The organism is Spirochaetota bacterium (assembly GCA_038043445.1).
In the GTDB taxonomy this organism is placed as follows: domain Bacteria; phylum Spirochaetota; class Brachyspiria; order Brachyspirales; family JACRPF01; genus JBBTBY01.
Genome location: JBBTBY010000020.1, coordinates 16,646 through 41,096, shown reverse-complemented (window position 1 = coordinate 41,096; position 24,451 = coordinate 16,646). Strand labels below are relative to the sequence as shown.

19 protein-coding genes and 2 tRNA genes are annotated in these 24,451 nt (G+C 57.0%); 9 read left to right on the top strand and 12 right to left on the bottom strand.

Annotated features, from left to right (window positions below):
* Window positions 1-3,276, bottom strand: a 3,276-nt coding sequence (locus AABZ39_03065; GenBank protein MEK6793730.1) for a sugar-binding protein, incomplete at its 3' end; no start/stop codon positions are given.
* A gap of 350 nt (window positions 3,277-3,626) precedes the next feature.
* On the opposite strand from AABZ39_03065, the gene AABZ39_03060 reads away from it, so the two are divergent.
* The 4 genes from AABZ39_03060 to AABZ39_03045 all read left to right on the top strand — a co-directional run bounded on the left by AABZ39_03060 (window position 3,627) and on the right by AABZ39_03045 (window position 8,694).
* On the top strand, window positions 3,627-4,652 hold the full coding sequence (locus AABZ39_03060; protein ID MEK6793729.1) for a uroporphyrinogen decarboxylase family protein: 1,026 nt from the start codon (window positions 3,627-3,629) through the stop codon (window positions 4,650-4,652).
* Window positions 4,653-4,813: 161 nt separating this feature from the next.
* Window positions 4,814-6,835 (top strand): sialate O-acetylesterase, encoded by a 2,022-nt coding sequence (locus tag AABZ39_03055; protein MEK6793728.1) that lies wholly within the window; start codon window positions 4,814-4,816, stop codon window positions 6,833-6,835.
* Window positions 6,832-7,710, top strand: a complete 879-nt coding sequence (locus AABZ39_03050) for a polyprenyl synthetase family protein (GenBank protein ID MEK6793727.1) — start codon at window positions 6,832-6,834, stop codon at window positions 7,708-7,710. Before AABZ39_03055 ends, AABZ39_03050 begins: the two co-directional genes overlap by 4 nt.
* 117 nt (window positions 7,711-7,827) lie before the next feature.
* Window positions 7,828-8,694: a hypothetical protein gene (locus tag AABZ39_03045; protein MEK6793726.1), complete on the top strand. Its 867-nt coding sequence runs from the start codon at window positions 7,828-7,830 to the stop codon at window positions 8,692-8,694.
* Window positions 8,695-8,702: 8 nt separating this feature from the next.
* Here AABZ39_03045 and AABZ39_03040 read toward each other — a convergent pair whose 3' ends face one another.
* The 3 genes from AABZ39_03040 to AABZ39_03030 all read right to left on the bottom strand — a co-directional run bounded on the left by AABZ39_03040 (window position 8,703) and on the right by AABZ39_03030 (window position 12,092).
* On the bottom strand, window positions 8,703-9,944 hold the full coding sequence (locus AABZ39_03040) for a PQQ-binding-like beta-propeller repeat protein (GenBank protein MEK6793725.1): 1,242 nt from the start codon (window positions 9,942-9,944) through the stop codon (window positions 8,703-8,705).
* A gap of 146 nt (window positions 9,945-10,090) precedes the next feature.
* Entirely contained in the window at window positions 10,091-12,010 is a 1,920-nt protein-coding gene (locus AABZ39_03035; GenBank protein MEK6793724.1) for a response regulator, read from the bottom strand.
* A gap of 9 nt (window positions 12,011-12,019) precedes the next feature.
* Window positions 12,020-12,092: transfer RNA gene (locus AABZ39_03030), tRNA-Ala, on the bottom strand.
* Between the two features lie 102 nt (window positions 12,093-12,194).
* On the opposite strand from AABZ39_03030, the gene AABZ39_03025 reads away from it, so the two are divergent.
* Window positions 12,195-12,731, top strand: coding sequence for a hypothetical protein (locus tag AABZ39_03025; GenBank protein ID MEK6793723.1), 537 nt, complete (start codon window positions 12,195-12,197; stop codon window positions 12,729-12,731).
* On the opposite strand, the gene AABZ39_03020 is transcribed toward AABZ39_03025, so the two are convergent.
* Complete coding sequence (locus AABZ39_03020) at window positions 12,732-13,334, bottom strand: HAD family phosphatase (GenBank protein ID MEK6793722.1); 603 nt, start codon at window positions 13,332-13,334, stop codon at window positions 12,732-12,734.
* 7 nt (window positions 13,335-13,341) lie between these two features.
* Complete coding sequence (locus tag AABZ39_03015; GenBank protein MEK6793721.1) at window positions 13,342-14,724, bottom strand: citrate/2-methylcitrate synthase; 1,383 nt, start codon at window positions 14,722-14,724, stop codon at window positions 13,342-13,344.
* Between the two features lie 58 nt (window positions 14,725-14,782).
* Here AABZ39_03015 and AABZ39_03010 point away from each other — a divergent pair, with 58 nt between their 5' ends.
* The gene (locus AABZ39_03010; protein MEK6793720.1) at window positions 14,783-15,727 is read left to right on the top strand and encodes a DUF58 domain-containing protein; all 945 of its coding nucleotides are present in this window, start codon (window positions 14,783-14,785) and stop codon (window positions 15,725-15,727) included.
* On the opposite strand, the gene AABZ39_03005 is transcribed toward AABZ39_03010, so the two are convergent.
* Both AABZ39_03005 and coaBC read right to left on the bottom strand, forming a co-directional pair.
* A complete protein-coding gene (locus tag AABZ39_03005; protein MEK6793719.1) occupies window positions 15,716-16,045 on the bottom strand; it encodes a hypothetical protein in 330 nt (109 codons plus the stop codon). The genes AABZ39_03010 and AABZ39_03005 overlap by 12 nt on opposite strands.
* The gene (gene coaBC, locus AABZ39_03000; GenBank protein ID MEK6793718.1) at window positions 16,045-17,196 is read right to left on the bottom strand and encodes a bifunctional phosphopantothenoylcysteine decarboxylase/phosphopantothenate--cysteine ligase CoaBC; all 1,152 of its coding nucleotides are present in this window, start codon (window positions 17,194-17,196) and stop codon (window positions 16,045-16,047) included. The genes AABZ39_03005 and coaBC overlap by 1 nt, the downstream gene beginning before the upstream one ends.
* A gap of 266 nt (window positions 17,197-17,462) precedes the next feature.
* Here coaBC and rfbA point away from each other — a divergent pair, with 266 nt between their 5' ends.
* Window positions 17,463-18,341: a glucose-1-phosphate thymidylyltransferase RfbA gene (gene rfbA, locus AABZ39_02995; GenBank protein MEK6793717.1), complete on the top strand. Its 879-nt coding sequence runs from the start codon at window positions 17,463-17,465 to the stop codon at window positions 18,339-18,341.
* Window positions 18,342-18,388: 47 nt separating this feature from the next.
* Here the strand turns inward: rfbA and AABZ39_02990 are convergent, their stop codons facing one another.
* Together AABZ39_02990 and AABZ39_02985 are read right to left on the bottom strand one after the other, a co-directional pair.
* Window positions 18,389-19,375, bottom strand: a complete 987-nt coding sequence (locus tag AABZ39_02990) for a beta-ketoacyl-ACP synthase III (GenBank protein MEK6793716.1) — start codon at window positions 19,373-19,375, stop codon at window positions 18,389-18,391.
* Window positions 19,376-19,444: 69 nt separating this feature from the next.
* Window positions 19,445-19,517: transfer RNA gene (locus AABZ39_02985), tRNA-Asn, on the bottom strand.
* A 135-nt stretch (window positions 19,518-19,652) separates the two neighbouring features.
* Here AABZ39_02985 and AABZ39_02980 point away from each other — a divergent pair.
* The gene (locus tag AABZ39_02980) at window positions 19,653-21,902 is read left to right on the top strand and encodes an ATP-binding protein (GenBank protein MEK6793715.1); all 2,250 of its coding nucleotides are present in this window, start codon (window positions 19,653-19,655) and stop codon (window positions 21,900-21,902) included.
* Window positions 21,903-21,940: 38 nt separating this feature from the next.
* Window positions 21,941-22,783 carry a pantoate--beta-alanine ligase gene (panC, locus tag AABZ39_02975; GenBank protein MEK6793714.1) on the top strand — a complete coding sequence of 281 codons (843 nt, stop codon included), beginning with the start codon at window positions 21,941-21,943 and terminating at the stop codon, window positions 22,781-22,783.
* A 12-nt stretch (window positions 22,784-22,795) separates the two neighbouring features.
* Here the strand turns inward: panC and AABZ39_02970 are convergent, their stop codons facing one another.
* Both AABZ39_02970 and AABZ39_02965 read right to left on the bottom strand, forming a co-directional pair.
* A complete protein-coding gene (locus AABZ39_02970) occupies window positions 22,796-23,359 on the bottom strand; it encodes a hypothetical protein (GenBank protein MEK6793713.1) in 564 nt (187 codons plus the stop codon).
* A 60-nt stretch (window positions 23,360-23,419) separates the two neighbouring features.
* On the bottom strand, window positions 23,420-24,328 hold the full coding sequence (locus tag AABZ39_02965; protein ID MEK6793712.1) for a glycoside hydrolase family 43 protein: 909 nt from the start codon (window positions 24,326-24,328) through the stop codon (window positions 23,420-23,422).
* Between the last annotated feature and the right edge of the window lie 123 nt (window positions 24,329-24,451).

Here is a 24,451-nt window from a genome sequence, read left to right as displayed (position 1 = left end):
GGCGACCGCCAGCACCGCGCCAGCGATGCGGCGCGAGAACCAGCGGGCTATGACGAAGGCAAGCGCCCCGAATATCGCCGCGAACAGCACGCCCCCCATCATGATGATGAGCCTCGTCGCAGAAAGATGGTCCACATTGACGGCGATGCCGATAAGGAGCTGTGGTTCCATCATTTCGTTCTCGACCGGGAACGCACGCACATAGTATCTGGCCCCGCCGATATCACGTTCCCCGCTCTCTCTTGTGACATCGCCCGCTTCCGTGTGTACCCGGATGTTGTAGGGAACGGCGAACGGGGCGGCCTGATACCCGTTGGGGAAATGCAGGCTAAGAAGGCTCAGTGTCCGCTTGTTCCAATGCTCAAGCACCGATGCATCGATATCACGGAAGGCGGTAACGCTCACCACCCTGTCCCCGACAACGCGCACCGTGGTCCAGGCGAGACAGAAACCGAACACCGAGTTCATAAGCGGACCCGAGCGCTTGAGCAGCCGGAGACTTTCCGGGATGATGAAGCGTTCCGGCGTCCCTTTCGAATACGTGAGCGACATCGATCTATCGCCTTTGACATCGTGCATGAGGTAGTACGCATCATCGCTTGACCCGGGATCGCCGTGCGCAATGAGCGCATCACAGCGCCGAGCGGACGCTTTCGCGAGCGCCGTAAGCCGATCACTGATATCCGTTCGGATGAAATTCTCCGCCGCGGAGGTGCGGCTCATTATCATGTCGTGCACCGCGCTCTGATTGTACACGACAAGGAACAGTATCACCCCTGCGATGAGCGGCATGACCGCAAGCGATACGGTCACCGCAAGCATCTTGACCGAGAGGTGACGGGCTTCGATGATACGGTGCACGGCAATAAGGATGAGCGATATCAGCGCGAAGAACAGTGCAACGAAGATGAGGACGCGTATGAAGGAAAGAACAAATGCATCCTTTCGGGGCAGAACATGAAGGAGCACGACCGAAGAAGTCCCGTCCCCGTACTCTACCGGAGAAGCGATGACATCCCCGAACGCGGTCGACATAACGCGCTCTGCCGTGTAGTCAGCATCGTGCTGCCGATGCCTGATGTTAAACGACCGAACAGCAGCAGTCGCCTCCTCTGACGCATTGGAGGCACCGATACACGCACCGTTCACTGACACGAAGGGAACGGCATGCGACAGTATGTTCAGATCATGCGCACGAAGGGATATGTTCGATGCCGGCCCGGGAATACGGCGGATCGCGGTAACGCCGAAAGGCGTGAACTGCGCGGATGATTCCTTTATCGTAACGATAACATCAGCTGTCTGCTTTTCCGGACGAACGGGTACGATAAGCTCATGTTCATGTGATACAAGACCGCTCAGACCGGTCGCCCGACGCGACACTTCCGATATGAAGTGCGGCGGAAATCCGTGGCCGAACAGATCGGACCCTGAGCTGTAGGAAAGCCCGTCAATTATGGGTATGCTCTCCACGGTGCCATCCGCATACCGAACATCGATGCGGGCGATCATGCCGGCGAAACGGATAGCGCTGTGCGACATACTGTCACGGCTGCCGGAATACTGCACACGCACCTCGTCCATGTGCATGCTGACCGGATATCTCACCGACTTCATCTCCGGAAAACCGGCAATGTGCTGTATCAGCGGATAGTATCGATAGTATACGGTACCCTGCCAGCTGTGGTTAAGCGGGCTCGTGGACACCATCACGAACGGACCGGGATGGTTCACTGCACGGATCGTATCGACGAACGTGACGGCACGGACCATCGCCCCTGCTGCCGGAAGCATATTCGAGCCTTCTATCCTCACGATATCCGCGGTACCGCCAAAATCCAGCGCATACTCACCTATCAGCGACACCACCTTTTTTGAATCGGTATTGATGAGTAAAAGCCCTTCCTTCGCGTCTCCTGAGATATTCGTACGGTTCTGCAGGCGATACTGTCCCAAAAACAGATTCACGCCGTTGGTAAGTACCAGATCAAAACGCCGGCCAGCGGAGCTTAGAAATGAGAGCCGGTATGCGGGAGCTATCTCCTTTACGGTCGGATAAGCCGATGTGCCGTTGATGATGAGCCGCACACCAGTCGCCCTGACCGGGGCGATACCCTGCGCGATGGACGATGTATTCGGGATCATCGCCTCGAAGCGGAACGGTGTCCCCTGCCTGCTCGTAATGACGGGCAGCTCGGGAGCGAGGGGAACTGAGTAATAGGGAAAAAATGCAGACTGTGTTCCACCCGTGACTGCCGCATACATCCTCCGGGCAATATCGTCGCTGTCCATTTTTCCTTCAAAGAACGCCTTTGCATTGGACACGACACCGCGGTCTATCTCTTGAATACGCGAGACGAGCATCCCCCTTTGAAATTCAAGAACGAAAAACACTGCGCCGTAAAGAACGGTGCAAAGGACAAGCGCACCGATGGATATGACCGCCGCTTTGACCTTTGAGCGAAACGGCAGCGCGACAATGCGCTCGAGCGCAATGCAGTAGCCGACATACAGAACGAAACCGATGATGAACGCGGCTGCGAGCGGCATCGGGAATTTGAAGCGCAATGGCCGCCAGAAGAACCCCTTGAACGAAAGAGGAAGAAGATAACGCGCCGAGACATACGCCTTTGAACTCCCATTGATAGAGAGTTGCGTTTTTCTGTATCCATCTTCGTCTGCGTCATCAACGGCCACGTTGATGCCGATATCATGGACAACGCCTGCCGAAACCAGATGGAGAGGGACGCGAATCTCCATCGTATAATGATCGCCGTGTTCCTTCGATGCCGCGGTTATGCCGAACAGTGTCAGCACGGGTACCGAGCCGCCGCCTCTCGCTTTGTACACGAGCAGTTTCTCACCGGGGGCGGTGGGCGGAAGGAGGTATATCTGAAAATCGCCCGGCACCGATGCTGCATTCGTCCGGTTCACCAAATACCTTGATGACAGAAACAGCTCTACGCCGTCGCCGTCGAAGTACGCGCCGGTGCGGTGCTTATGCCTGCGCATAGTATCGCGCACGATGCATCCGATGTAAAGATATTCGTCATCATAATTGACGCACACCTCTGCGGAAAGGTCGTTCGTCCCTCGCCATGCCCCGGGCGCCATTTCCAACGCAACATTCGTCCGTTCATTCATCCGTACCGGTGCTGATCGATCAAAATCCGACAGATCGCCATCGATAGTGATCGAATTCGTCCGCGGCAGGGCTGCCATCGACGCCGAGAACACCGGTGCGACGGCGATGATCGCGATGATAATGGCTCGCATGAGAACTCCACTCGCTGGCATCGGATATGAGGGATAGAGGGATTATAGTTTTCATCCACCATCATCGCCTCCTCCGCTGATGTGCAGTATACCACCCGCCGAATCTCTGTCAATTACAAAAGGGGTGTGAGCGGCACGAATCGTTCATAATCCATACCTTGCCCCCCCGCCGCGCATATTCGACAATCTGCATCTTTTTACTGCACTTCGCTACTTCACAACTCGTATTCCAACCAACGATACTGATTGTGTTCAATCATCTCTCGTCTCCTTAATGTATACAATTTCACCCTATGGAATTCTGCAAGCCCTGAGAGTTTCCCGGTCATATTATAGTGACAGGAGACTTTATGTGGTTCAGTGCGGCAATTAACGATTCACTCTGCATACAGAGCGTTAAATTCAATTTCATGCCATCGTGGTGGTATCGCAACTATGGCATCGAATATGGCGAGAAAATGATCAAGGATCCGGACTACAGGATAGCCATGCACCAGGAGATGCGACGCTTATTACACAAGCGTTTCAGCACCATCCATATTGGAGAAGAATCCCCCCAGCCGTATCCTGTTTTGCCGGATTGGCAAAATGCCATTACCTCCGCATTAGTCGGCGCTAAGGTGGAATACCCCATCGATAATTGTCCGCAAGGACATCACCTGCCGGAAGAAGAAACTGCAGCCCTGCGTGTGCCTGATGATCTGTGGTCGGTCTATCCATACAACGAACTGGCCCGACAGATCCACTACATGAATCGCCGTTTTAACACAGACATTATACCAGCCGTGCCGATCCGCGGCGTTTTAAATGAAGCGGTCATTTTGCGGGGAGATGCCCTCTTCGTCGATATGTTCGAATCGCCGGAGAAAGCCCGGGCAGTTCTGGATTTCAGTTCCAACCTGATTTTAAAGCAGCTGGCATTGAATGCTGCAGGATGCATGATTTTCAATTGCACCATTCCCCTCGTGGGCCCCCAAACCTATGCGGAATGGCTGTTGCCGATGGATCGCGAGATCGCCGACGTATGCACAGCACAGCATTGGGATTTTTCGATCCATCATTGCGGAAGGCTCGATGACTACATCGGTCTGTATCGGCAGCTTTCGCCAAAGATTAAGACGCTCGATATCGGGCATGATTCCAATACGCGAAAGGCGATGGCTGGATTTCCCGAGGCAGATATTTCTCAGATCATTGACGCTAAAATCATGAATAACGGTTCTCCGGCACAAGTCGGTGAGAAGATTTACGCGTTGCTTGATACAACGAAGGGTCAATGGCATCGGCTTTCCCTCAACATCACTGATATCGATTACGGCGCTCCTGATGAGAACCTATTCGCCGTTTACCACCATCTGAAACGAGCAGAATGGTGAGAGAAGGGGGACCCGCGGGGGTGAGTGCTCTCGGATGCGAAAAACATACTATCTCGTACGATAAATGCACTTTATCATGCGTGATCATTGCTTCCGGCGCCAGGCCTTGCGTCATGTGATTTTAGCGATATAATCACACCATCATTCGTGAGGAGTTGGTTATGATATCCCGCCATATGCTCCCGGTCATCCTCTCTCTCCTAGTCGCTTCTTCCGCCTTCCCTGCCGTTTCACTCCCGTCGATATTCGGCAATAATATGGTCTTCCAGCGCGAAAAGCCCGTACGTGTTTTCGGCTTCGCCGCACCCGGCGAGAGCGTGAGCGTTACCATCGGCAAGGAGACCGTATCGGTGACAGCCGCGGACGACGGCAGCTTCACCGCCGTTCTCAAACCGCGTCCCGCCGGCGGACCGTTCACGGTGACGGTGAAAGGCTCGAATACCATTACGCTCACGAACGTGCTCTTCGGCGAGGTGTGGATCGGCTCCGGGCAGTCGAACATGGAATGGCCGGTGATACGCACCATCGATTTCTCCAATGAGATATCGAACGCCAACTTCCCGGCGCTCAGATTGTTCACCGTAAAAAAGAAAGTGCTCATGTCGCCCACCAACGATGCGGATGTCATCGGCTGGGCATCCTGCTCGCCGAGCAATGTCGGCGGTTTCTCGGCGACGCTCTTCTATTTCGGCCGTGAGCTCCATGAACGGCTCAAGGTGCCCGTAGGGCTCGTTCACACCTCATGGGGCGGCACGCCGGCAGAATCGTGGACGAGCATGGAAGGATTCGATGACGATCCGGAACTCGCGATATTCAGAACGCGTTTTGTCCAGATGACGAACGCGCTCACGAAGAAGGACAATAAACAGGAGATGATCGTCTATCAGAAGAAGCTCGCCGCCTGGGAGGATTCGCAGCGCCTGAAGGACCCGGGCAATAAAGGTTTCGGCAGGGGCTATGCCCGCGCAGACCTCGACGACGCATCGTGGCAGACCATGATGCTCCCGCAGGCCTGGGAAAACGCAGGGCTTGCCATCGACGGTGCGCTCTGGTTCAGAAAGACCATCGATATCCCCGCATCGTGGAACAATAAAGACCTCGTGCTTGCCATCGGCGCCGTTGATGATTTCGATGTGACCTATTTCAATAATTTCGAGGTGGGCGCCACCGGCACGAACGTGACGAACTGGTGGGCATACCCGCGACGCTACTCCGTTCCCGCAACGCAGGTGAAGCAGGGGAAGGCGATCATCGCCGTCCGCGCATTCGATAATTACGGCGGCGGCGGATTGGTAGGCCCGGCGGGCGAGATGAAGATATTCCCGAAAGATGCACCGAAGGATGCGATAGCGCTTACCGGCACCTGGAGATACTTCATCGAAATGCAGGCAAAGCCCCGTGAGCCGCGCGGGCAGCGGCCGGTCGGTCCCGCGGACATATCACGTCCGCAGAACATCCCTTCGTCGCTCTTCAATGCGATGATAGCACCGCTCACCAATTTCGTCATACGCGGCGCCGTGTGGTATCAGGGCGAATCGAATGCCGGGCGCGCGTATCAATACCGCAAGCTCTTCGCCGCGATGATAAAGGACTGGCGTAAGCGCTGGGGCATCGGCGATTTCCCGTTCTATTTCGTGCAGCTCGCGAACTATATGGCGAAGACACCGGCACCGGGGGAATGCGCATGGGCGGAGCTCCGTGAAGCGCAGACGATGACGCTCTCGCTCCCGGCGACCGCCATGGCCGTCATCATCGATGTCGGCGAAGCGTCGAACATACATCCCTGGAACAAACAGGCGGTGGGCAGACGTCTCGCGTATCCCGCGCTTAAGAATATCTACGGTATGCGTGTATCGAGCTCGGGGCCCCTCTATCGCTCCATGTCCGTCGAGGGTTCCGCGATACGCATCAATTTTGACTATGTATCCGGCGGTCTTTCCGTATACGGCACGAACGATCTCTACGGGTTCAGCATCGCCGGTGATGATAAGAAATTCCACTGGGCGACAGCCGTCATCGAATCGAATACCGTGGTCGTAAAGAGCCCGCGCGTGCCGAACCCGGTGGCAGTGCGCTACGGCTGGGCGAACAATCCCGATGTGTCGCTGTACAACACGGCGTATCTCCCCGCCTCACCGTTCCGCACCGATTCCTGGCCGGGGCTGACGATAAACAATAAATGACGGATTTTAAGTCCTATTATTCGCTGAAACAGAGATCCGTCGAAGCGCATCTGTCGAGGCTTTTTACCGATGCACCGCCTCATCTCGCGCCGTTCTACAGAATGATGCGCTATCCTATCGATGCCGGCGGCAAGCGCCTGCGCCCCGTGCTCGTGCTCATGGTGAACGATACGTTCGGCGGTGCGGATGCATCCGTGCTCGACACGGCATGCGCGCTTGAGCTCATCCATACCTACTCACTCGTACATGACGATCTCCCTGCCATGGACGATGATGAACTTCGCCGCGGCAAGCCCACGGTGCATATCCGCTACGGCGAGGGGAACGCCATACTCGTGGGCGATGCGCTTCTCACGTACGCCTTTTCGCTCGCAGCACGATCGCCGCTTTCGGACAGCGCGGTGCGTGCGGTGACAGGCGAATTGGCAGATGCCGCGGGATGCAGCGGTATGGTGGGCGGGCAATTCCTTGACCTGTGCAACGAGGGGAGCGCGATCGCGTTCGAACTGCTCACATCGATACATGCGCTCAAAACGGGGGCGCTCATACGCGCCGCGGTACGCATCGGGGCCGTTGCGGGGGGTGCGGATGACGACACGCTCACAGCGCTCACCCGTTACGGCGAAGCGATAGGCCTCGCCTTCCAGATCCAGGACGACATACTCGATGTAACGAGCGACACTGCGTCCCTTGGAAAGCCCGTCGGGAGCGATGAGAAGAACGATAAATCGACGTATGTGAAATTCTTTGGGCTGGACGGCGCGCAGAAGAAAGCGGCCGCCGCGGTGGACGCAGCCCTCGAAGCGATAGCCTCGTGCAAAGGCGCCGAACAGCTGACCGGCCTTGCGCGGTATATCATCGAACGCAGATCTTGATCCTTTCCCCGATCGCGGGCAGTCATCTGCGGCTAGGCATCGATAGTACCCTGTAACAAATCCCCGGGATGCGGGGTACATTCAGGTAATTCCATTTTCCCCGAAGGAGGGATCTCGATGAAATATTTTCTTGCTGCGGCGCTCGCCGCGCTCACATTCATCTCCTGCAGCCTGTCCGATGAGGCATTCGTCGCGAACGAACTGGCCGAAGACTTCGCCAGCCAGGAGAATGGCACCGCCACCGAAGTGAACGATACCATGAATCTTTTCATCGGCGGTGATTCAGGCACGAGCACTACGACCGTGTCGGCAACGGTACAGATAACCGCTTCCAACGGCACGCTCACCGGTTTCAGCTGGGATGCGACGACCAACGGCTACAAGCGCACCGTGTCGAATCTCGGTGTATCCATACCGGGGCGCTACAGCGGGACGATACAGTCGGCAACCATATATGTCTGGTTCTTCACGACACTGGACGCCAGCGGCGTACCGGTGCCGCTCCCCAATGTCGCGAAATCGCTCGGCGACGCGGCGAACGCGTCCATACGCTCGCTCAAGTACAGCCGGGCGTCCGCGGTTTCGCTCAATAACATCAGGCGTGCCATCGAGCGTACCATGTCGACGGCGACCGTGTTCACGGCCACCGGCATCAATGACGGTTCACAGGGTGTTACCCTGAGCGGTTCGCGCACGGCGTCGAACCATGCAACGGGGTCATCGCTCTACACCGGCGATTGGACAACGACGCAGACATTCAGCGCCCTCGATGTAAAGCGGAGCGTGTCAGCAGACGGCGTCGTATACGCGGCGTTCACTGGCACCATCGCGATGACGCTGCTCGGGACCTATACGGGACCGCGCGGCACACGGACGATAGACCGCTCGGCGGCGCTCTCCATGAGCGGCACGCGCACGGTGACCGTGACCGCGGACGGCATTTCCATTACTGTCGATGTGGCGACCGGGGATACGTCCGAGTAGGGTATCCGTTACTGCGCTATCGATACGCAGTATATCGTCTTTTGGTCGCGGAGATACAGCTTGCCGTTGGCTATCGCGAGCGGCGCCCACGCCGTCTTCGTTGTAAGCACTTTCGCCTGCGCAAGCGGTTTATAGCCGTCCGGCGAGGGGTCGATGATATAGAGTATACCGCTGTCACCGTCGACGCTGTAGATGACGCCGTCCGCAGAGAGCATGCCGCCCTTCTCGAAATTCGGCTCCTTCCCGGTGCCCCATTTCTTCTCGCCGTCAAGCGAGAGGCATACAAGTCCGTCACGGCGGCTGTTGTCATTGCTGTGCGCATAGAGATAGCCGTTGATGAAGAGCGGGAGATGTATCTGTGCCCCGCAATCCTGTGTTGCGAACACTTTCGAAACGGAAAATGACGACCCGCTCTTTTTCACCTGTATCATGACCGAGCCCGCACCGTACCCGGCGGTGATGAAGAATTTCCCGTCGCCGACAGCGAGCGGGAACGATATGGGTATCGTGCACTGCCAGCCGTCATACGACCAGAGATCAGCACCGGTGTTCGGATCGAAACCCGCTATCTCTCCCGAGCCGCTCTTCGTCTTGGCGCTGATAATGAGCACCTGCTCGATACCGTCGACCTCGGCGAGAACCGGCGAAACATAGCATGCGCCGCCGGAAAGCGTGCGGGATTTCCAGACCACATCTCCCGACGCAAGATCGTATGCGACCAATCCTGCCGAATCGGCGAACACGGATACAATGACCGTCTTCTTATAGACAAGCGGGTTCTGAGAATAACCCCACGTCGGCAGCTTCGATCCGTAATCGTCCATGATATTCTTCTGCCAGACGACTTTGCCGGTCTCCTTGTCGAGACAGGTGAAATGCCCCTTCGGGCCGACGACATACACGAGCACCCCGTTGACGGTCGGCGTTGCGCGCGAACCGGGATACGATATCTTCGCCGGCGCAGGATACGCATACCGCCAGAGCTCTTTGCCGGATGCGGCATCAAGACAGCGGACGGCATCATTATCGCCCGCGCGGTCGAGGAAATACAGTTTCCCCGCCGCTATCGCCGCCCCGCCGAACCCATCCCCGGTGCTGGTCTTCCAATCTATCGCAGGGCCGCCCTCGGGGAACGAGCGTATCAATTTCGTCTCGGATGAAACAGCGTTCCGGTCGGGACCGAGGAATTGCGGCCAATCGGCTGCCGTCAGCATCGCAGCGAACGATATAAGGATGATGATGTGCTTCATATGCACTCCTTGTGATGACTTCAGTATATTACATTTCGTCGGTAATTGTCAACACGCCGTGTAAACCCAATGCATCACATAAGGATAAAGAAAACCACCGGTTGCATTTTTCTTACATGAGGAATTGGGGAAATGACCGGAGATGACTATGAAACCGGGAGCAGTATGATGAACGCGTTGCCGCCCTCGGTCTCGCTCTCCACCCACACCTTGCCGCCGTGCGCGCCGACGAAGGCCTTCACGATATAGAGGGCGATATTGAGGTTCTTATCATCGTTCTGCCCCTGCGTGTTCTTGATGATAAGATCGAATATGCGCGACTGCACGCGGTCATTGAGCGAGCGCCCCTCGTCCATGAAGCGTATCTCGACGAATTTATTGAGGCGCTTGCCCGCCTCGCCGAGTTCGGAGAAGAGAGAATAGAACTCGTCCTGATAATCGAGAAGCCCCACGGTGACCACGATGCTCCCGCCCTGCGCACTGTGCTTGACGCTGTTATGGAGGAGATTGTTGAATACCTCGTATATCTTGAGCTTATCGATGCGCATCGGGGGTATGACATCGCGCACTTCGACGCGGAGTTTCAGCCCGCGGTTCTCCATGAATATCATGTTGTCCTCGATGCAGCGGTTGAGGAGCTCGACCACGTCCTCGTCCGTCTTCTCGAGAGATATGCGCCCCGTCTCTATGCTCTTGTAATGCATCGTCGTATCGATGATGCGTGTGGCGAGCCGTGCCTGCCGGTCGATAGCGTTCACCGAGCGCACTATCTCCTCGCGCGGGAGCTCGGGTTTTTCCAGGCAGAATTTCGTATAGTTGCGTATCAGCGACAAGGGGCCTTTGATATCGTACCCGGTGAACGTCAAGAGGTCGTTGTGCCGCTTGTTGACGAGCATGAGCTGCTTGTTCTGGTACTCGATGCTGTCGATGACGTTCTTCATGATGAGATTGTTCCTGAGCCGCCGTATGAACGGCGTCTCGTCGAAGGGCATGAGGAGATAATCGGTGATGCCCGCGGAGCTTTCCGTGTCGATGAGGCCGATGGTCTCCCGCTCGACGATGGTCATGATGGACACATCGTCGTACTTGTGATTGCGCCGTATCGCGCCGATAAGGGGGAGTATCTTCATGCGGTCGGATTCGAGGTCGGCGACCACCGCATCGATGCGCTGGCTCCGGAGCGCACGCATCGCTTCATCGACGCTCCCCGCCGTGCGGAACGCGAAGCGGTTCTTCGCGAGCGTATAAGCGATGGTATGACGGACCGACGGGTCGATGGAGACGGCAAGCGTCACCGCTTTCCCCGGCGAGGCGATATTATCGAAGAGCACCGTGAGCCGGTCGAAGAGCCGTCTGCCGTCCGCGGGCTTGCGCAGATAATCGGTGATGCCGTTGTCGAACCCGCGCACATGCTCGTGCAGGATGTCGCGCCCGGTCACGAACATGATCGGTATCTGCGTGTACTGTTTCTGCGTGCGAAGCTCGCGTGCGAGCGCATATGCCTCGCGGCGTACGCTGTCGGCATCGATGATGACGGCGTCGGGCCGCCGGGAGGTCACGCGCTCCCTGAACGTCGCAAGACTTGTCACTGCATACGCACGGAAATGCTCCGCACGGAGCATCGCCTCGAGTGAGGACGCGCTCTCCTTCTTCGGCGAGAACACGGCTACCTGCTTATCCTTCGCAGCGGCGATACTGCGGCGTCTTCGAGCGGTGCGCTGAATGATATTGCGTATGTCCTCCTCGCGGAAGGGCACCGTCAAAGGATAGATGAGCTGCCGCTCAAGCGTCCGGGCGTCCGCATTGCGCCTATTGATATTGACGACGATGACGCGTTTCGTATTGTTGGCGTCGAAGTTCTTGATGCGCCGCGCAAGGTCGTAGCCGTCGCGGTTGCCCACGGAATCGGAGATGACGATGAGCCCCGTCGTCGGGGCTTTGCTTTCCGCTATGACATCGTAGTAACGGCGGGTGTTGCGTACGGCATATCCCATACGCGTGAGTATCGATTCGAGCAATCTGCCGATGCTGCGGGACGATACTGAAATAAGAGCGGTCTGTTCCATATAGTTCTGTGGAGCTGACGGGGATCGAACCCGTCGCCTCTTGAATGCCATTCAAGCGCTCTACCAGATGAGCTACAGCCCCGCGCAGCGAGTGCAGGGAATGTACAGTTTTTCAGCGAAAAAAGCAAGATGAACGATATGTTCCCTTGTCAATCCCCATAAATCGGTTTATACTGTGCGCACTATGGAAAACACATATCGATCCATGCTCCTTGCCGGTGCCGTTCTTCTTGCCATAGCGTCCTGCGGCAACGATCCGCGCATGACATACCCGAATATCTACCGCAATGCCGGCATATCGTTCAGTTATCCGGACGGCTGGAAGGTCATTCGCGACGAGACCAACACAGTACGTTTTATCGCTGTGCGTTCGCCGGCCACCGCGCTTTTCACGGTGCTCTTGATACCCGAAGAGAAGGCGCCGACACTTGAGGCGTTCGCATCGCAGTACGACCGGCTCTCCGGCGGATCGGCGGCCCCGGCTGTGGGTAATTCTGTATTCGGGAGCATTGAGCGGAGCGCGGAATACATGCATCTCGTGGAGCATTTTACCCGTATGTACCAGGAGAAGCCGGTGCCGTACACCCGTGTATACTGGCGCGGATATTCGGGGAATGCCGTGCTCTTCATCACCGCCGAATCGTCGGAGGGCGAAGCGCCGTCCGCCTCGGGTAAATTCGATACCATACTCGCATCATTGCGCTACGCCGGACGCCGCTAGTCACCGCTCTGAAAGCACATCGGCAAGCGAGCGCGTCACATCCTCTATCGTGGTGAAGAGAATGCCGCGCATGCCGAGCGATACGGCCGCTTCCACGTTCGCCGGCTTATCATCGATGAAGGCCGCTTCCGCAGCGGTTACCGATACGCGTTCAAGCGCCCGCCGGTATATGAGCTCATCGGGCTTGGCCGAACCCTCGTCGCAGGAGAATACGGCTCTGTCGAACGGATAGTCCTTCTCGAAATAATAGTCGCGCGTCGGCACTTCGGTGTTCGTCACGAGCGCCGTCCGTATCCCGCGGGACTTGAGCGTGTGCACGAGCGCTATCGTTCCGGGCTTATCGATGAACACCGCACGCACCGCTTCTTTCCAGAGCGATATCCCTTCCGGCACTTTTTTCCCGAACGCGAGATATGCTTTCTCCCAGAGCTCACGCTCCGTCATCCGCCCGGTCTGGAACAGGTGTTCGTACGGCGAAAAGAACGCCTTCATTCGGTCGGCATCGATATGAAAATGGTCCGCGAACGTCCGTATGAAACCCGGGGCGGGATCATCGATGACGACGCCCCCCCAGTCGAAGAACACGGCACGAAGCACGCTCATGATGCGTTCATCGCTCCGACGGTACACGCATCGAGAGCGGCATATATGACCGTTCGCCGGCGATGTATTTGTACGCAGGGCGTATGATGCGTCCGCCGCTCACATGCTCCTCGAGCAGATGCGCCGTCCACCCGGCCATGCGCGAGATGGCGAATATCGGTGCGAAGAGATCGGTGGGTATACCGAGCATGCTGTAGACGAAGCCGGAATAGAAATCAACGTTCGCACAGATGGGCTTGTCCGATCTTTTCACGTCCGCAAACACCTTCGGGGTGAGCGTCTGCACGAGGCGATAAAGATTGAACTCGTCCGAACGCTTCTTCTCGGCGGCGAGCGCCTCCGCGCGTTCTCGCAGTATCTCCTCGCGCGGGTCGGAGAGCGTATACACCGCATGCCCCATGCCGTACACAAGGCCGGTGCGGTCGAACGCCTTCTTCTCGATTATCTTCACGATATACTTCTCGACCTGCTTCTCGCTCGACCAGTCGCGCACGTGCTTCTTGATATCGTCCATCATCTGTATCACTTCTATGTTCGCCCCGCCGTGCTTCTTCCCCTTAAGCGATCCGACAGCAGCGGCGATGGACGAATACGTATCCGTATCCGTCGAGGCGATGCAGTGCACCGCAAAGGTGGAATTATTCCCGCCGCCGTGTTCCGCATGGAGCACGAAGGCGAGATCGAGGAGGTCGGCCTCGAGCGGCGAGTAGTTCGAATCGGGGCGCAGAAGATGCAGGAAGCTTTCCGATGTCGAAAGCGAATGCTTGGGCTTATGCAGGTACAGGCTCCCGTCATTGTGATAATGCATCTTCGCCTGATATCCGTACGCGGCGATGGCGGGTATGCGCGCGATGAGCTCGACACTCTGGCGGAGCACGTTCGCAAGCGTTCGATCTTCCGCTGCTTCATCGAACGAGTAAAGATTGAGCACGCTCCTCGCGATGAGGTTCATGAGGTCTTTGCTCGGATGGCGAAGTATCATGTTCTCCTTGAACCCGTCGGGCAGCATGCGCCGTTCGTCGAGTATGGCGGTGAACGCAGCGAGCTCTTTTTTCGTCGGGAGCATGCCGAACAGAAGGAGGAACACTATCTCTTCGAAACCGTGCCGCTTCTCCTTGTGGAATCCGCGGGTTATCTCCTTGATATCGATGCCGCGATAGGAAAGCCGACCCGGGACGGGCTTCTTCTCCTTTTCATCGATGATATAGCCGTGTACATCGCCGACGTCGGTGAGACCCACGAGCACGCCGGTGCCGTCGGGATTGCGCAGCCCCCGCTTGACATTGTAGCGGACATACTGGTCCGGCGCGATATGATCGCTTTTCGCCACAACGCCCGCCATGGCATCAAAAAAACTTTTTTCGCTGCTCGATCGCTTTGCTTTTGCCACGGACGACTCCACGCATATTATTGTCACGGTCGAGGCATAGTACCCGATGGATGTCGATTTGTCAATAAACCGCCCGCGGCGTGATATTGCAAACGTCATTGCCCGCTGTATACTTCCCCTCGTCATGACGCACAGCGAAATATTGAAGAACATACGCCGCATCGAGATAACGACGTCGCGCATCGTCAACGAATATTTCTCGGGCCAGTACCACAGCGCGTTCAAGGGCCGCGGCATGGAATTCGACGAGGTTCGCCAGTACATACCGGGCGACGACGTGCGCGATATGGACTGGAACGTCACCGCGCGGTACGCCGTCCCGCATGTGAAGCGATTCCGCGAGGAACGCGAACTCACCGTCATGCTCCTCGTCGATGTATCGCCCTCGACGGTGTTCGGGAGCACGAACAAGCTCACCTCGCATCTTGCCGCGGAAGTGGGCGCCGTGCTCGCCTTCTCGGCGATGAAGAACAATGACAAGGTCGGGCTTGCCCTCTTCTCCGACGAGGTCGAGGAATACCTGCCGCCGAAAAAGGGGCGCAATCACGTCCTTGCGATACTGCGCACCGCCGTCTACCACACGCCGCGCGGACGCGGGACGGACCTTGCAAAAGCACTCTCATACATAAGCCGCATACAGAAGAAGCGCGCTGTCATATTCCTTCTTTCCGATTTTCATGCGCCGTTGCCGGAGCGTGAGATCGATATGACCAATCGCACGCATGACCTTGTCGCGGTACGGCTGTCCGACCCTCGGGAGTGCTCCCTCCCCGCCGTGGGCATATTGGAATGTGCGGACGCTGAGACCGGGAAGATCGCACGGATAGACACCTTCGATCGCCGTGCCCGGGAACGCTACGAGCGCGCGTGCACAGAGCGCAGCGAGGCGCGCACACTGTTCTTCCGCCGGCATGCGGTGGATACGGTGACGCTTTCTACCGGCACTGATTATGCGCCGCTTCTTGCGCGATTTTTCAGGCGGCGCGGATCGTTACACCGGTAATCTGTTCTTCCGCGACACAAGACGCACCAGCGCTTTCAGCTCGAACGGCGAATAGTAATCCTTGGCGAACACAACGCCGCGCTTGTTGAAAAAACGGAAATGATCGAAGTCCTCGAGCACCTTGATAAGCGACAGGAACTGATGCCGCTCAAGATGGAACGCCGCTGCGACCTCATCGACGGTATAGATGCGCTCAGCGGCGAATTGCCGTGCATGGAATCTATCCGCTGCACGTCGTCGCATGAGCGCGTCGAGGATGCGCACCGCAGCAAGGATGATGATGGAAGCAGCGATGACGCACGCAGCGATGATGTCCATCAGCCGATAAGCGCGCGTGCTTCGTTCACGATCTCTTTAGCGCAGTCCCGTTTGCTCATCTTCTTATGTTCGGTGCTCGTACCGTCCGTACGTATGACGGTGATGCGGTCGTCATCGGTGCCGAAACCGTCGCTGACGGTGTTCGCGATGATGATGTTGGCGCCCTTCGCGGAAAGCTTCGCCTTCGCATTCTCGGCAAGATCGGACGATTCGGCGGCGAATGCGACAACGGCTATCTTCGCATCGGCTTCGCGCACGCGTTTCAGTATATCGTCGTTCTCGATAAGCTCTATCGCGTTCATGCCGCCTTTTTTGAGCTTGCCTTCCGCACGCGTCTTCGGGCGGAAATCGAGCGGGGCCGCCGCCATGATAAGGCAGTCGGCGTTCGGGAGCGAGCGCAACACCGCGTCCTGTAATTCCTTCGTGGTGTCGACACCGATGACATGCGGCCCGTGTACGCGCGCGCTCACCTGCGCTTCGATATACACGACGACACCGCCGCGTTTCCGAATCTCGTCATGTATCGCCCTGCCCATTTTACCGCTCGAGCGGTTGGCGATGAAGCGTATATCGTCTATCCATTCGCGCGTGCTGCCGGCGGTAACGATGAAGTGCTTGCCGGCAAGATCGCTCACGCTGCCGAGAACGGTATCGACGATGGTATTGAGGTCCGCAAGCCTGCCCACATCGGTGACACCGCAGGCAAGATCGCCCTCTTCCGGTGGTATCATGCGCCAGCCGTCCCGAAGGAGCGATGCGACATTGCGCACAGTGGCCGCGTTCTTCCACATCTCGCTGTTCATTGCAGGGGCGAAAAACCGTGCGCCGGTGAACGCAAGCGCCATGGTGCTCACCGCATCGTCGGCGATGCCGGCGGCGAGCTTTGCTATCATGTTCGCAGTGGCGGGCGCGATAAGGAATGCGTCCGCATCGCGGGATAGATTGATGTGCGTAAGGGGGTCTTTCGCCTCATTGAGATCGACGATAACGCGGTTGCCGCTCACCGTTTCGAGCGCTTTTATGCCGACGAGATGGCGCGCGTTCTTCGTAACGACGCAGAACGTTTCGGTGCCGCGTTTGCAGAAACGCCTTACAAGATCGGGCGTTTTATACGCGGATATGGAGCTCGTGATGCCGAGGATGATGCGCATGGAAAGATTATATCCATTGGCGATGATAATGCAATCGATCTCCGGTTCGATGCATTATCACAATCAGGCATACATTACAAAATACTATCCATATGAAATGCAGGCCGGGTCACCCCTCGACAGGCTCGGGGACCACGTGACCCGGCCTGCCCCCCTGCGGAAACATTGCCCTTCGTATCATTCATTTCGTTCCAATGACGGCCGTTCATTTGCATTTTCCCGACGGATAGATACAATCACGTAACTATCCACAGCGCGGAGGCATCATGAAAGGCATCATTCTCGCCGGCGGCAGCGGCACGCGGCTCTATCCGCTCACCGTTTCCATTTCAAAGCAGATACTGCCGGTATTCGACAAACCGATGATATACTATCCGCTCTCGGTGCTCATGCTCGCGGGCATTCGCGAGATACTCATTATTTCCACGCCGCGCGATCTGCCGCTCTACAAGGACCTCTTCGGCGACGGCACGGACATCGGCCTTTCCATTTCCTACGCGGAACAGCCCAAGCCCGACGGCATTGCACAGGCGTTCATTATCGGGGAGCGTTTCATCGGCGGCGACACCTGTGCGCTCATATTGGGCGATAATATCTTCTACGGATACGGCCTGTCCGAGATACTGACGAAAGCGGGCGCCATCACGAACGGCGCCACCGTGTTCGGCTATTATGTGCGTGATCCGGAACGTTACGGCGTGGCAGAATTCGATGCGCGCGGGAAAGTCCTTTCGATCGAAGAGAAACCCAAACAGCCGCGGTCGAACTATGCGGTCACCGGATTATATTTCTACGACCGCGAAGTCGTTTCGATAGCGAAGCACCTTGCACCGTCGCCGCGCGGAGAGCTTGAGATAACCGATGTGAACAAGGTCTATCTCAAGAAGGGCGCGCTTTCTGTCGAGGTTCTCGGACGCGGCATGGCGTGGCTCGATACGGGTACGCATGAAAGTCTTCTTGAAGCGGGGAATTTCGTCGAGACGATAGAACATCGCCAGGGTCTGAAGATAGCCTGCATCGAAGAGATAGCATATCGGATGAAATTCATCACGAAAGAGAAACTGCTTGAGCGCGCACGGCTCTATGCGAAGAACCAATATGGCGAATATCTCAAGCAAGTGGCCGAGACCGATATGCCGACGTAATCTGGAAACCGCATTGGTATGCCGAAGGCTCGTCGGTATGCCGAAGGCTACCAGCGGACGAGTGTTGAGCCCCAGGAATAACCGGCACCGAATGCGGTGAGCAGCACGAGGTCATTCTTCTTTATCTTCCCCTGCGCGAGCGCATCCACGATGGCAATGCCGATGGACGCCGACGATGTGTTCGCATAATGCTCGATATTCGAGAAGAATTTCTCCTGCGGCACCTTCATGTCCTTGGCGACCGCATTGATGATGCGCACGTTCGCCTGATGCGGAATGATGAGCGCTATGTCATCGATGGAACATTTCGCCGCTGCGAGGACACGTTCGATCGTCTGACGAAAGCGGGGCACGGCGTTCTTGAACACTTCCGTGCCCTTCATGTGCACTGTGGATAATTTCTTTTCAACGGTCTCTTTCGTCACGGGGCTGCGTGATCCGCCGGCGGGTATGTACAGTTGTTCGCACTTGCCGCCGTCGGTGCCGCTGTCCATGGCCAGTATGCCGCTTGCGTCCGACGAACGCGTAAGGAGCGTGGCGGAAGCCCCGTCGCCGAACAGCACCGCCGTCGTACGATCGGTCCAGTCGAGTATGCTCGAGTATTTTTCCGTCGCAACGACGAGCACGTTCCGATAGAAACCCGATTCGATGAACGTCGCAGCGGTATTGAGCGCATAGATATACCCGGTGCAGGCGGCAGAAAGATCGAAGGTCGCGGCATTGCGGGCGCCGATGGCCGCCTGAACGATGCACGCGGTGGCCGGGAACACCATATCCGGCGTCGATGTCGGCACGATGATGAGATCGATATCCTCGGGGGCTATCGGGTGTTTTGCCATGAGGTCCCGCACCGCCCGTACGCCGAGTGCTGAGGCGGGTTCGTCCTCCGCGGCGATATGCCGTGCGGCGATACCCGTACGCTCATAGATCCACTCATGCGATGTATCGAGCGTTTTTTCAAGGTCACGGTTGGTCATCGTGCGCTTGGGGACATAACTCGCCACAGCACGGATGGATGCGGTGTAACGTTCCAATGCGATTGCCTTGCGATCGATTTCGTACCGCGTCTGTTCACGCGATACTGCCCGTACAGAGGGCTCATGCTCCGGGAACTGGACTCGAACCAGCGACCCGGTGATTAACAGTCACCTGCTCTACCGACTGAGCTATCCCGGAAAAAATGTGCGCCGATACTACCATCGCTTGTCAAAAATGTCAATGAGCCGCGCACGGTGCCGTTGTTGACAGGTGCCGGGGGAAAGTCTACAATGGCGTATCTTTGCTCGATCCTATCGGGGAACGGCGGACGTCATGCAGCATTTCGCACGCGCGATATATCTGACCGCGGCCATGGTCACGCTCGCCGCGTCCGCATACGCCCGCGGCCTCGATCTCACAAAAGTCCCGGTGTTCGTGACGAACGGCTTCGATGCGCGCTGGCTCACCGATACACGCATATTATCCAACGGCATGCGCATACACGCCGAGAAGCGCCCCGGCATGCTCATCCCCGGGGTCGTATTGAACGATCCTGACGCAGCACATGCATTCCTCTCGCTCAAGCGCAGCCCGGATAAGATCTATACGGCGGCCATGCCGTTCGTTGCCGACGATGCATTCCTCTCCTCGGAAAAACCGCGCGCACTTTTCGTACCGCAGCTCGGCCTCAATTACGAAGTGTACGTGAACGCTCATCGTATCCATCATTACCTCGGGACGAACGCGCTCGGCCAGGTCGTCTTTCCGCTCATGTACCGCAATCTCATCGCGTCCATACCGTTCGGAGTGCTCAAGCGCGGGGAGAACATGCTCACCTTCGTCCTCATCGGAGAGCCGTCATACATCGATACGAGCATCGTGCCGCACCCGCGCATCGACTACTACTCGAGGCTCATCAAGGAAGTGCGTAATCCCTTCGCCCTCTCGCTCATCGTGCTCTACGCCTTCGTCGGGCTCTTTCATCTGTTCATCTTTTTTCGCCGCATGTCCGAACGCTACAATCTCTTTTACGGCCTTTTCTCGATGTCATTGTTCATCTATCTCTTCAGCCGCACCCCGTTCATGTATGAGCTCCCGATACATTCCGATCTCATGCTCTCCGTCGAGCTCACAAGCCTGTATCTGCTCCTCCCGCTCATTGCGATGTTCTTCGATACGCTCTTTCTCAGGAAGATCACCGTTGCGACCATCGTGTACTCTGTCATTGTCTCGCTCATCGCCGCCGTCTCGTTCGTCGCGCCGAGCGGCGCCTTCCGGATCGACCTTCTGCGCATCTGGCAGATCTCCGCGATACCGGCAATGCTCTTCTTCATCTTTTTCCGCATCGGCAATGCATTCCGGAAAGAAGTGCGCGGTGCGTTCGCCGATGTTCAGCCGCGGCCGCCTCTCATCCGTCGGTCCATCCATGCGCTTATCAGGACCGTGCCGGGGAATCTTATCATCGGCGCATTGGTGGTCGTCGGATGCGCCATCTTCGATATCGTGGATTCCATGGCGCTCGCCTACAACCTGGTGCTCACCACCTACGGGTTCCTCCTCTTCGTCACCGGGACCACGTTCGTCATCACCAACCGCTTCATCTCGCTCGCGACGATGAACGAGGCGCTCAACGTCGATCTCGCGGGGAAGGTCACCGAGCTTGCAAAGGCAAGCCGCAATGCGTCCATTTCGGAAGTGCGCTATCGGCGTCTCTTCGAAGGCTCCTCGGACATCATCCTCATGCTCGACGAGACCCTCACGATACGCTCGGCGAACGCCGCCGTCGCGACACATCTCAAACACCGCCCTGAGAATGTCATCGGCATGCCGTTCACCTCGCTCATCTACATGCGTGCCGGGGACGACACGCTCTCGCAGGCGGTCATCAACGAACGCCTCAGGGAATTCGCCGCCGTGAAGGAAGCGCTCACGCTCGATCTCGAATTCGCGACCGCTGCGTTCAATGAACCGCGTGAGATGCAGGTTCGCTTCGAGCATGTGACCATCGAGGGAACGCCCGAGATACTCGTGCGCGCCGTGCCGGTGGGCGAGGATACGCTCGGGAAATATCTCGCCGAGGAGGCGGGCATTTACCGCATCGAGAACCACCTTGCGCTCGTGGAGGATGTAACGCGCCGCCTTACGAAGAACCTCCGCCGCTACGTCGATTTCAACACGATATCGCTCATACGCTTGGCACTCCGGGAGATGATGATCAACGCAATGGAACACGGGAACCTCAACATAACCTTCGATGAGAAGACCGAGGCGCAGATGAACGACCGCTACGTCGAGTTCATATGCGAACGCAAGGACGATGAACGCTACAGCGCACGGCGGGTCACGGTGCGCTATGACGTCAACCCCATGGCGATAACCTTCGTCATACGCGACGAGGGGGTCGGCTTCGACTGGAAGAAGCGCCTTGCGGTGAGCGCAGAAAAGGAGAACGAAGCGGGCCTCTCGCACGGGCGCGGCATACGCATGGCGAACGATGTGTTCTCGGAGATACGCTATAATGAATCCGGCAATCAGGTCACGCTCATTCGCAGGCTTTCTGACCGCAGGAAAGGCGACGCATGAAACGATCACCCTCGAAAAAGCGGCCGCATCCGCGCGATATCGCCGTGCTCGATACCATCGATGCGATGCGCCGCTATGTGAAAGGGATGCGCGGCAAACGGCGTATCATCGGATTCGTGCCGACCATGGGCGCTCTTCACGAAGGCCATGCGTCGCTCGTACGCGCGGCACGAAAGGAATGCGATATCGTCATCGTGAGCATTTTCGTCAACCCCGCACAGTTCGCACCGAACGAGGACATTTCCAAATATCCGCGGACCTTTGAGCACGACCGTGCGCTTCTTGAGACCATCGGCGCACATGCCGTGTTCTATCCGTCCGCACGCATGATGTACCCGTCGGGTTTCGCCACCGCGGTAAGCGTCGACAGCCTCTCCTCGATGCTCTGCGGCATGAGCCGCCCGACGCATTTCCGCGGAGTCGCGACCGTCGTCGCAAAACTCTTCATCATCGTGGCGCCGGACAAAGCCTATTTCGGGGAAAAGGATTTTCAACAGGCGGCCATCATCTCCCGCATGACGGAAGATCTCAACATTCCGGTGACCGTACGCGCCTGCCCCATCGTGCGTGAACCCGACGGGCTTGCGATGAGCTCGCGCAATGTCTATCTCTCGCCGACCGAGCGTAAGGACGCCGTGCTCCTCTATCGATCGCTTATCACGGCACGGAAAACATACCGCGAGGGCGTTCGCGACCCCGCACGCCTGAAGGACAGCATGAAGACCGTTCTTGCCGAAGGGAAAAGCCTGAAGCTCGACTATATCGAATTCGTTGATCCGGTAACGCTTGCGCCGCATACCCGTGCCGATAATCGCACGCGTATGATCATGGCGGTGTATTGCGGAAAGACGAGGCTTATCGATAATATGAGGCTGGCATAGGGTTGCATGGCCTCAAAAGGCGTACCCGATCGATGCACCGAAATTGATCGAGCCGTTGAACCCGAACCTCACTGCCGTTGCCATCGGCGTACCGCCGATCGAACCGGCATATATCAACAGGTACGACATTTGATAGCCGACATGGGCCGCGAAATAGAACCCGCCGTCATTCCCGAACGTATATCGGTATCCCGCCTCGGGAAGCAATCCGATCGCCATGACGGCAAGTGAATACCCCGCCGTTCCGACGAATTGAAAATTCCCGACGGGGGAGACGCCTATGAACAATCCGTTGTTCCCGGTGCCGAGTATGTGCGGGTAATAATTCATGCCGGCGGCAATGGCGAAGTCCGCAGTACCGCTGACGAAAAGGCATGTCATATGACCTCGGATCGTGAACCTATCATCTAGTGTTCGCTCGTAACCGATGCCCACACCCGGGAGATATAGGAACGGAACGAAGGATATCACATTCTCATCGCGAAGTTCTATCCTGTTCATGGGTCCCGCGAATACGAATGCGCCGCTCAGGACCGCCGTCAGCATTATCGTAGTGAGTATTTCGATCTTTCCCATACGTTATCCGCTCCCCTTCATCCCCTCTATCGCTCTTGCTGCTTGCATGCGAATGAACATCTAACGGGTCCCAGATGGTTCATGCTGCAATGTATGCAGCGGGAGCGGCGACCCGAAGTTTGGTGTACCATCGGAATTCCAGGTGAATTTCTGCGCGCGCGTCGTTCTGCCTCCGTAGGTGTAGACCGAAGTCGTCTTTGCAAGGTAGACGATCCAATCCTCGGCACCATCCGGCGAGCGGAAGAACCCGTTATGTCCGGGGGCAAAAACGCCGTTCGCATCGTTCCTCTCAAAAACGGGGACCGGATACTGCAGCCAGGAATTAGTGTTCATCACATCGGCATTTTCATTCGCCACCAGCATGCCGAGCTTATAATCCGGTCCGCCGGTATCGCATGCAGAATAGACAAGGAACAGGCTGCCGTTACGCTTCAAGACAACGGGCGCTTCGCGGACCTCCGTGCACCCGAATCCCGATGCCGGGAGCACGACACCATTGCCCGTCAATGTCCAGGGATTCGCCATTTGCGCGATCGTTATGACATGCCCCGGGCGAGCCGCCCAGAGAAAATACAGCGTACCGTCGGGTTTTTGAAAGACGGTTCCGTCGATAGCATAATTATCGTTCGCCGGGTCGAAGAGGCGGCCCTTGTAGCTGTACGGCCCGAGCGGATCGGTACCGGTGCTTTCGAGCACATACATACGGTGATCATCGTCGCTGTTGTCGCTCGTTGTCGCGGTATAGTACAGGTACCAGCGATTGCTTATGAAATGGAATTCCGGCGCCCACATGCCGCGCGAACGGCTTGGGTCATCATCCCGCCATACCGTCACCGGACTTACAATGCCCAGCAACGCGAGTGTCGGTGCCTTCCATATCCGTATTGAATCATCCTGCGTTGTGGAAAGATAATAATTCCCCTCGTAATAGGTCATCCATGGGTCGGCACCATGATTGATCGGGTTCATGAACATCCCCGGCTTTATATAAGCCGGATAATCGCACGAAGACAAGATAACGAACAGCATCATTATCGCTGATACGAGGGGAACAAGCGGATTTGAAATGCAATTCTTTTTCATCAATCCCCA

What these genes read in the sequence shown, in the direction of transcription:
- AABZ39_03060 (MEK6793729.1), top strand. Translation starts at nt 3,627, where the DNA reads ATGTGGTTCAGTGCGGCAATTAACGATTCACTCTGCATACAGAGCGTT.
- AABZ39_03055 (MEK6793728.1), top strand. Translation starts at nt 4,814, where the DNA reads ATGATATCCCGCCATATGCTCCCGGTCATCCTCTCTCTCCTAGTCGCT.
- AABZ39_03050 (MEK6793727.1), top strand. Translation starts at nt 6,832, where the DNA reads ATGACGGATTTTAAGTCCTATTATTCGCTGAAACAGAGATCCGTCGAA.
- AABZ39_03045 (MEK6793726.1), top strand. Translation starts at nt 7,828, where the DNA reads ATGAAATATTTTCTTGCTGCGGCGCTCGCCGCGCTCACATTCATCTCC.
- AABZ39_03040 (MEK6793725.1), bottom strand. Translation starts at nt 9,944, where the DNA reads ATGAAGCACATCATCATCCTTATATCGTTCGCTGCGATGCTGACGGCA.
- AABZ39_03035 (MEK6793724.1), bottom strand. Translation starts at nt 12,010, where the DNA reads ATGGAACAGACCGCTCTTATTTCAGTATCGTCCCGCAGCATCGGCAGA.
- AABZ39_03025 (MEK6793723.1), top strand. Translation starts at nt 12,195, where the DNA reads ATGGAAAACACATATCGATCCATGCTCCTTGCCGGTGCCGTTCTTCTT.
- AABZ39_03020 (MEK6793722.1), bottom strand. Translation starts at nt 13,334, where the DNA reads ATGAGCGTGCTTCGTGCCGTGTTCTTCGACTGGGGGGGCGTCGTCATC.
- AABZ39_03005 (MEK6793719.1), bottom strand. Translation starts at nt 16,045, where the DNA reads ATGGACATCATCGCTGCGTGCGTCATCGCTGCTTCCATCATCATCCTT.
- coaBC (MEK6793718.1), bottom strand. Translation starts at nt 17,196, where the DNA reads ATGCGCATCATCCTCGGCATCACGAGCTCCATATCCGCGTATAAAACG.
- rfbA (MEK6793717.1), top strand. Translation starts at nt 17,463, where the DNA reads ATGAAAGGCATCATTCTCGCCGGCGGCAGCGGCACGCGGCTCTATCCG.
- AABZ39_02980 (MEK6793715.1), top strand. Translation starts at nt 19,653, where the DNA reads ATGCAGCATTTCGCACGCGCGATATATCTGACCGCGGCCATGGTCACG.
- AABZ39_02970 (MEK6793713.1), bottom strand. Translation starts at nt 23,359, where the DNA reads ATGGGAAAGATCGAAATACTCACTACGATAATGCTGACGGCGGTCCTG.
- AABZ39_02965 (MEK6793712.1), bottom strand. Translation starts at nt 24,328, where the DNA reads ATGAACCCGATCAATCATGGTGCCGACCCATGGATGACCTATTACGAG.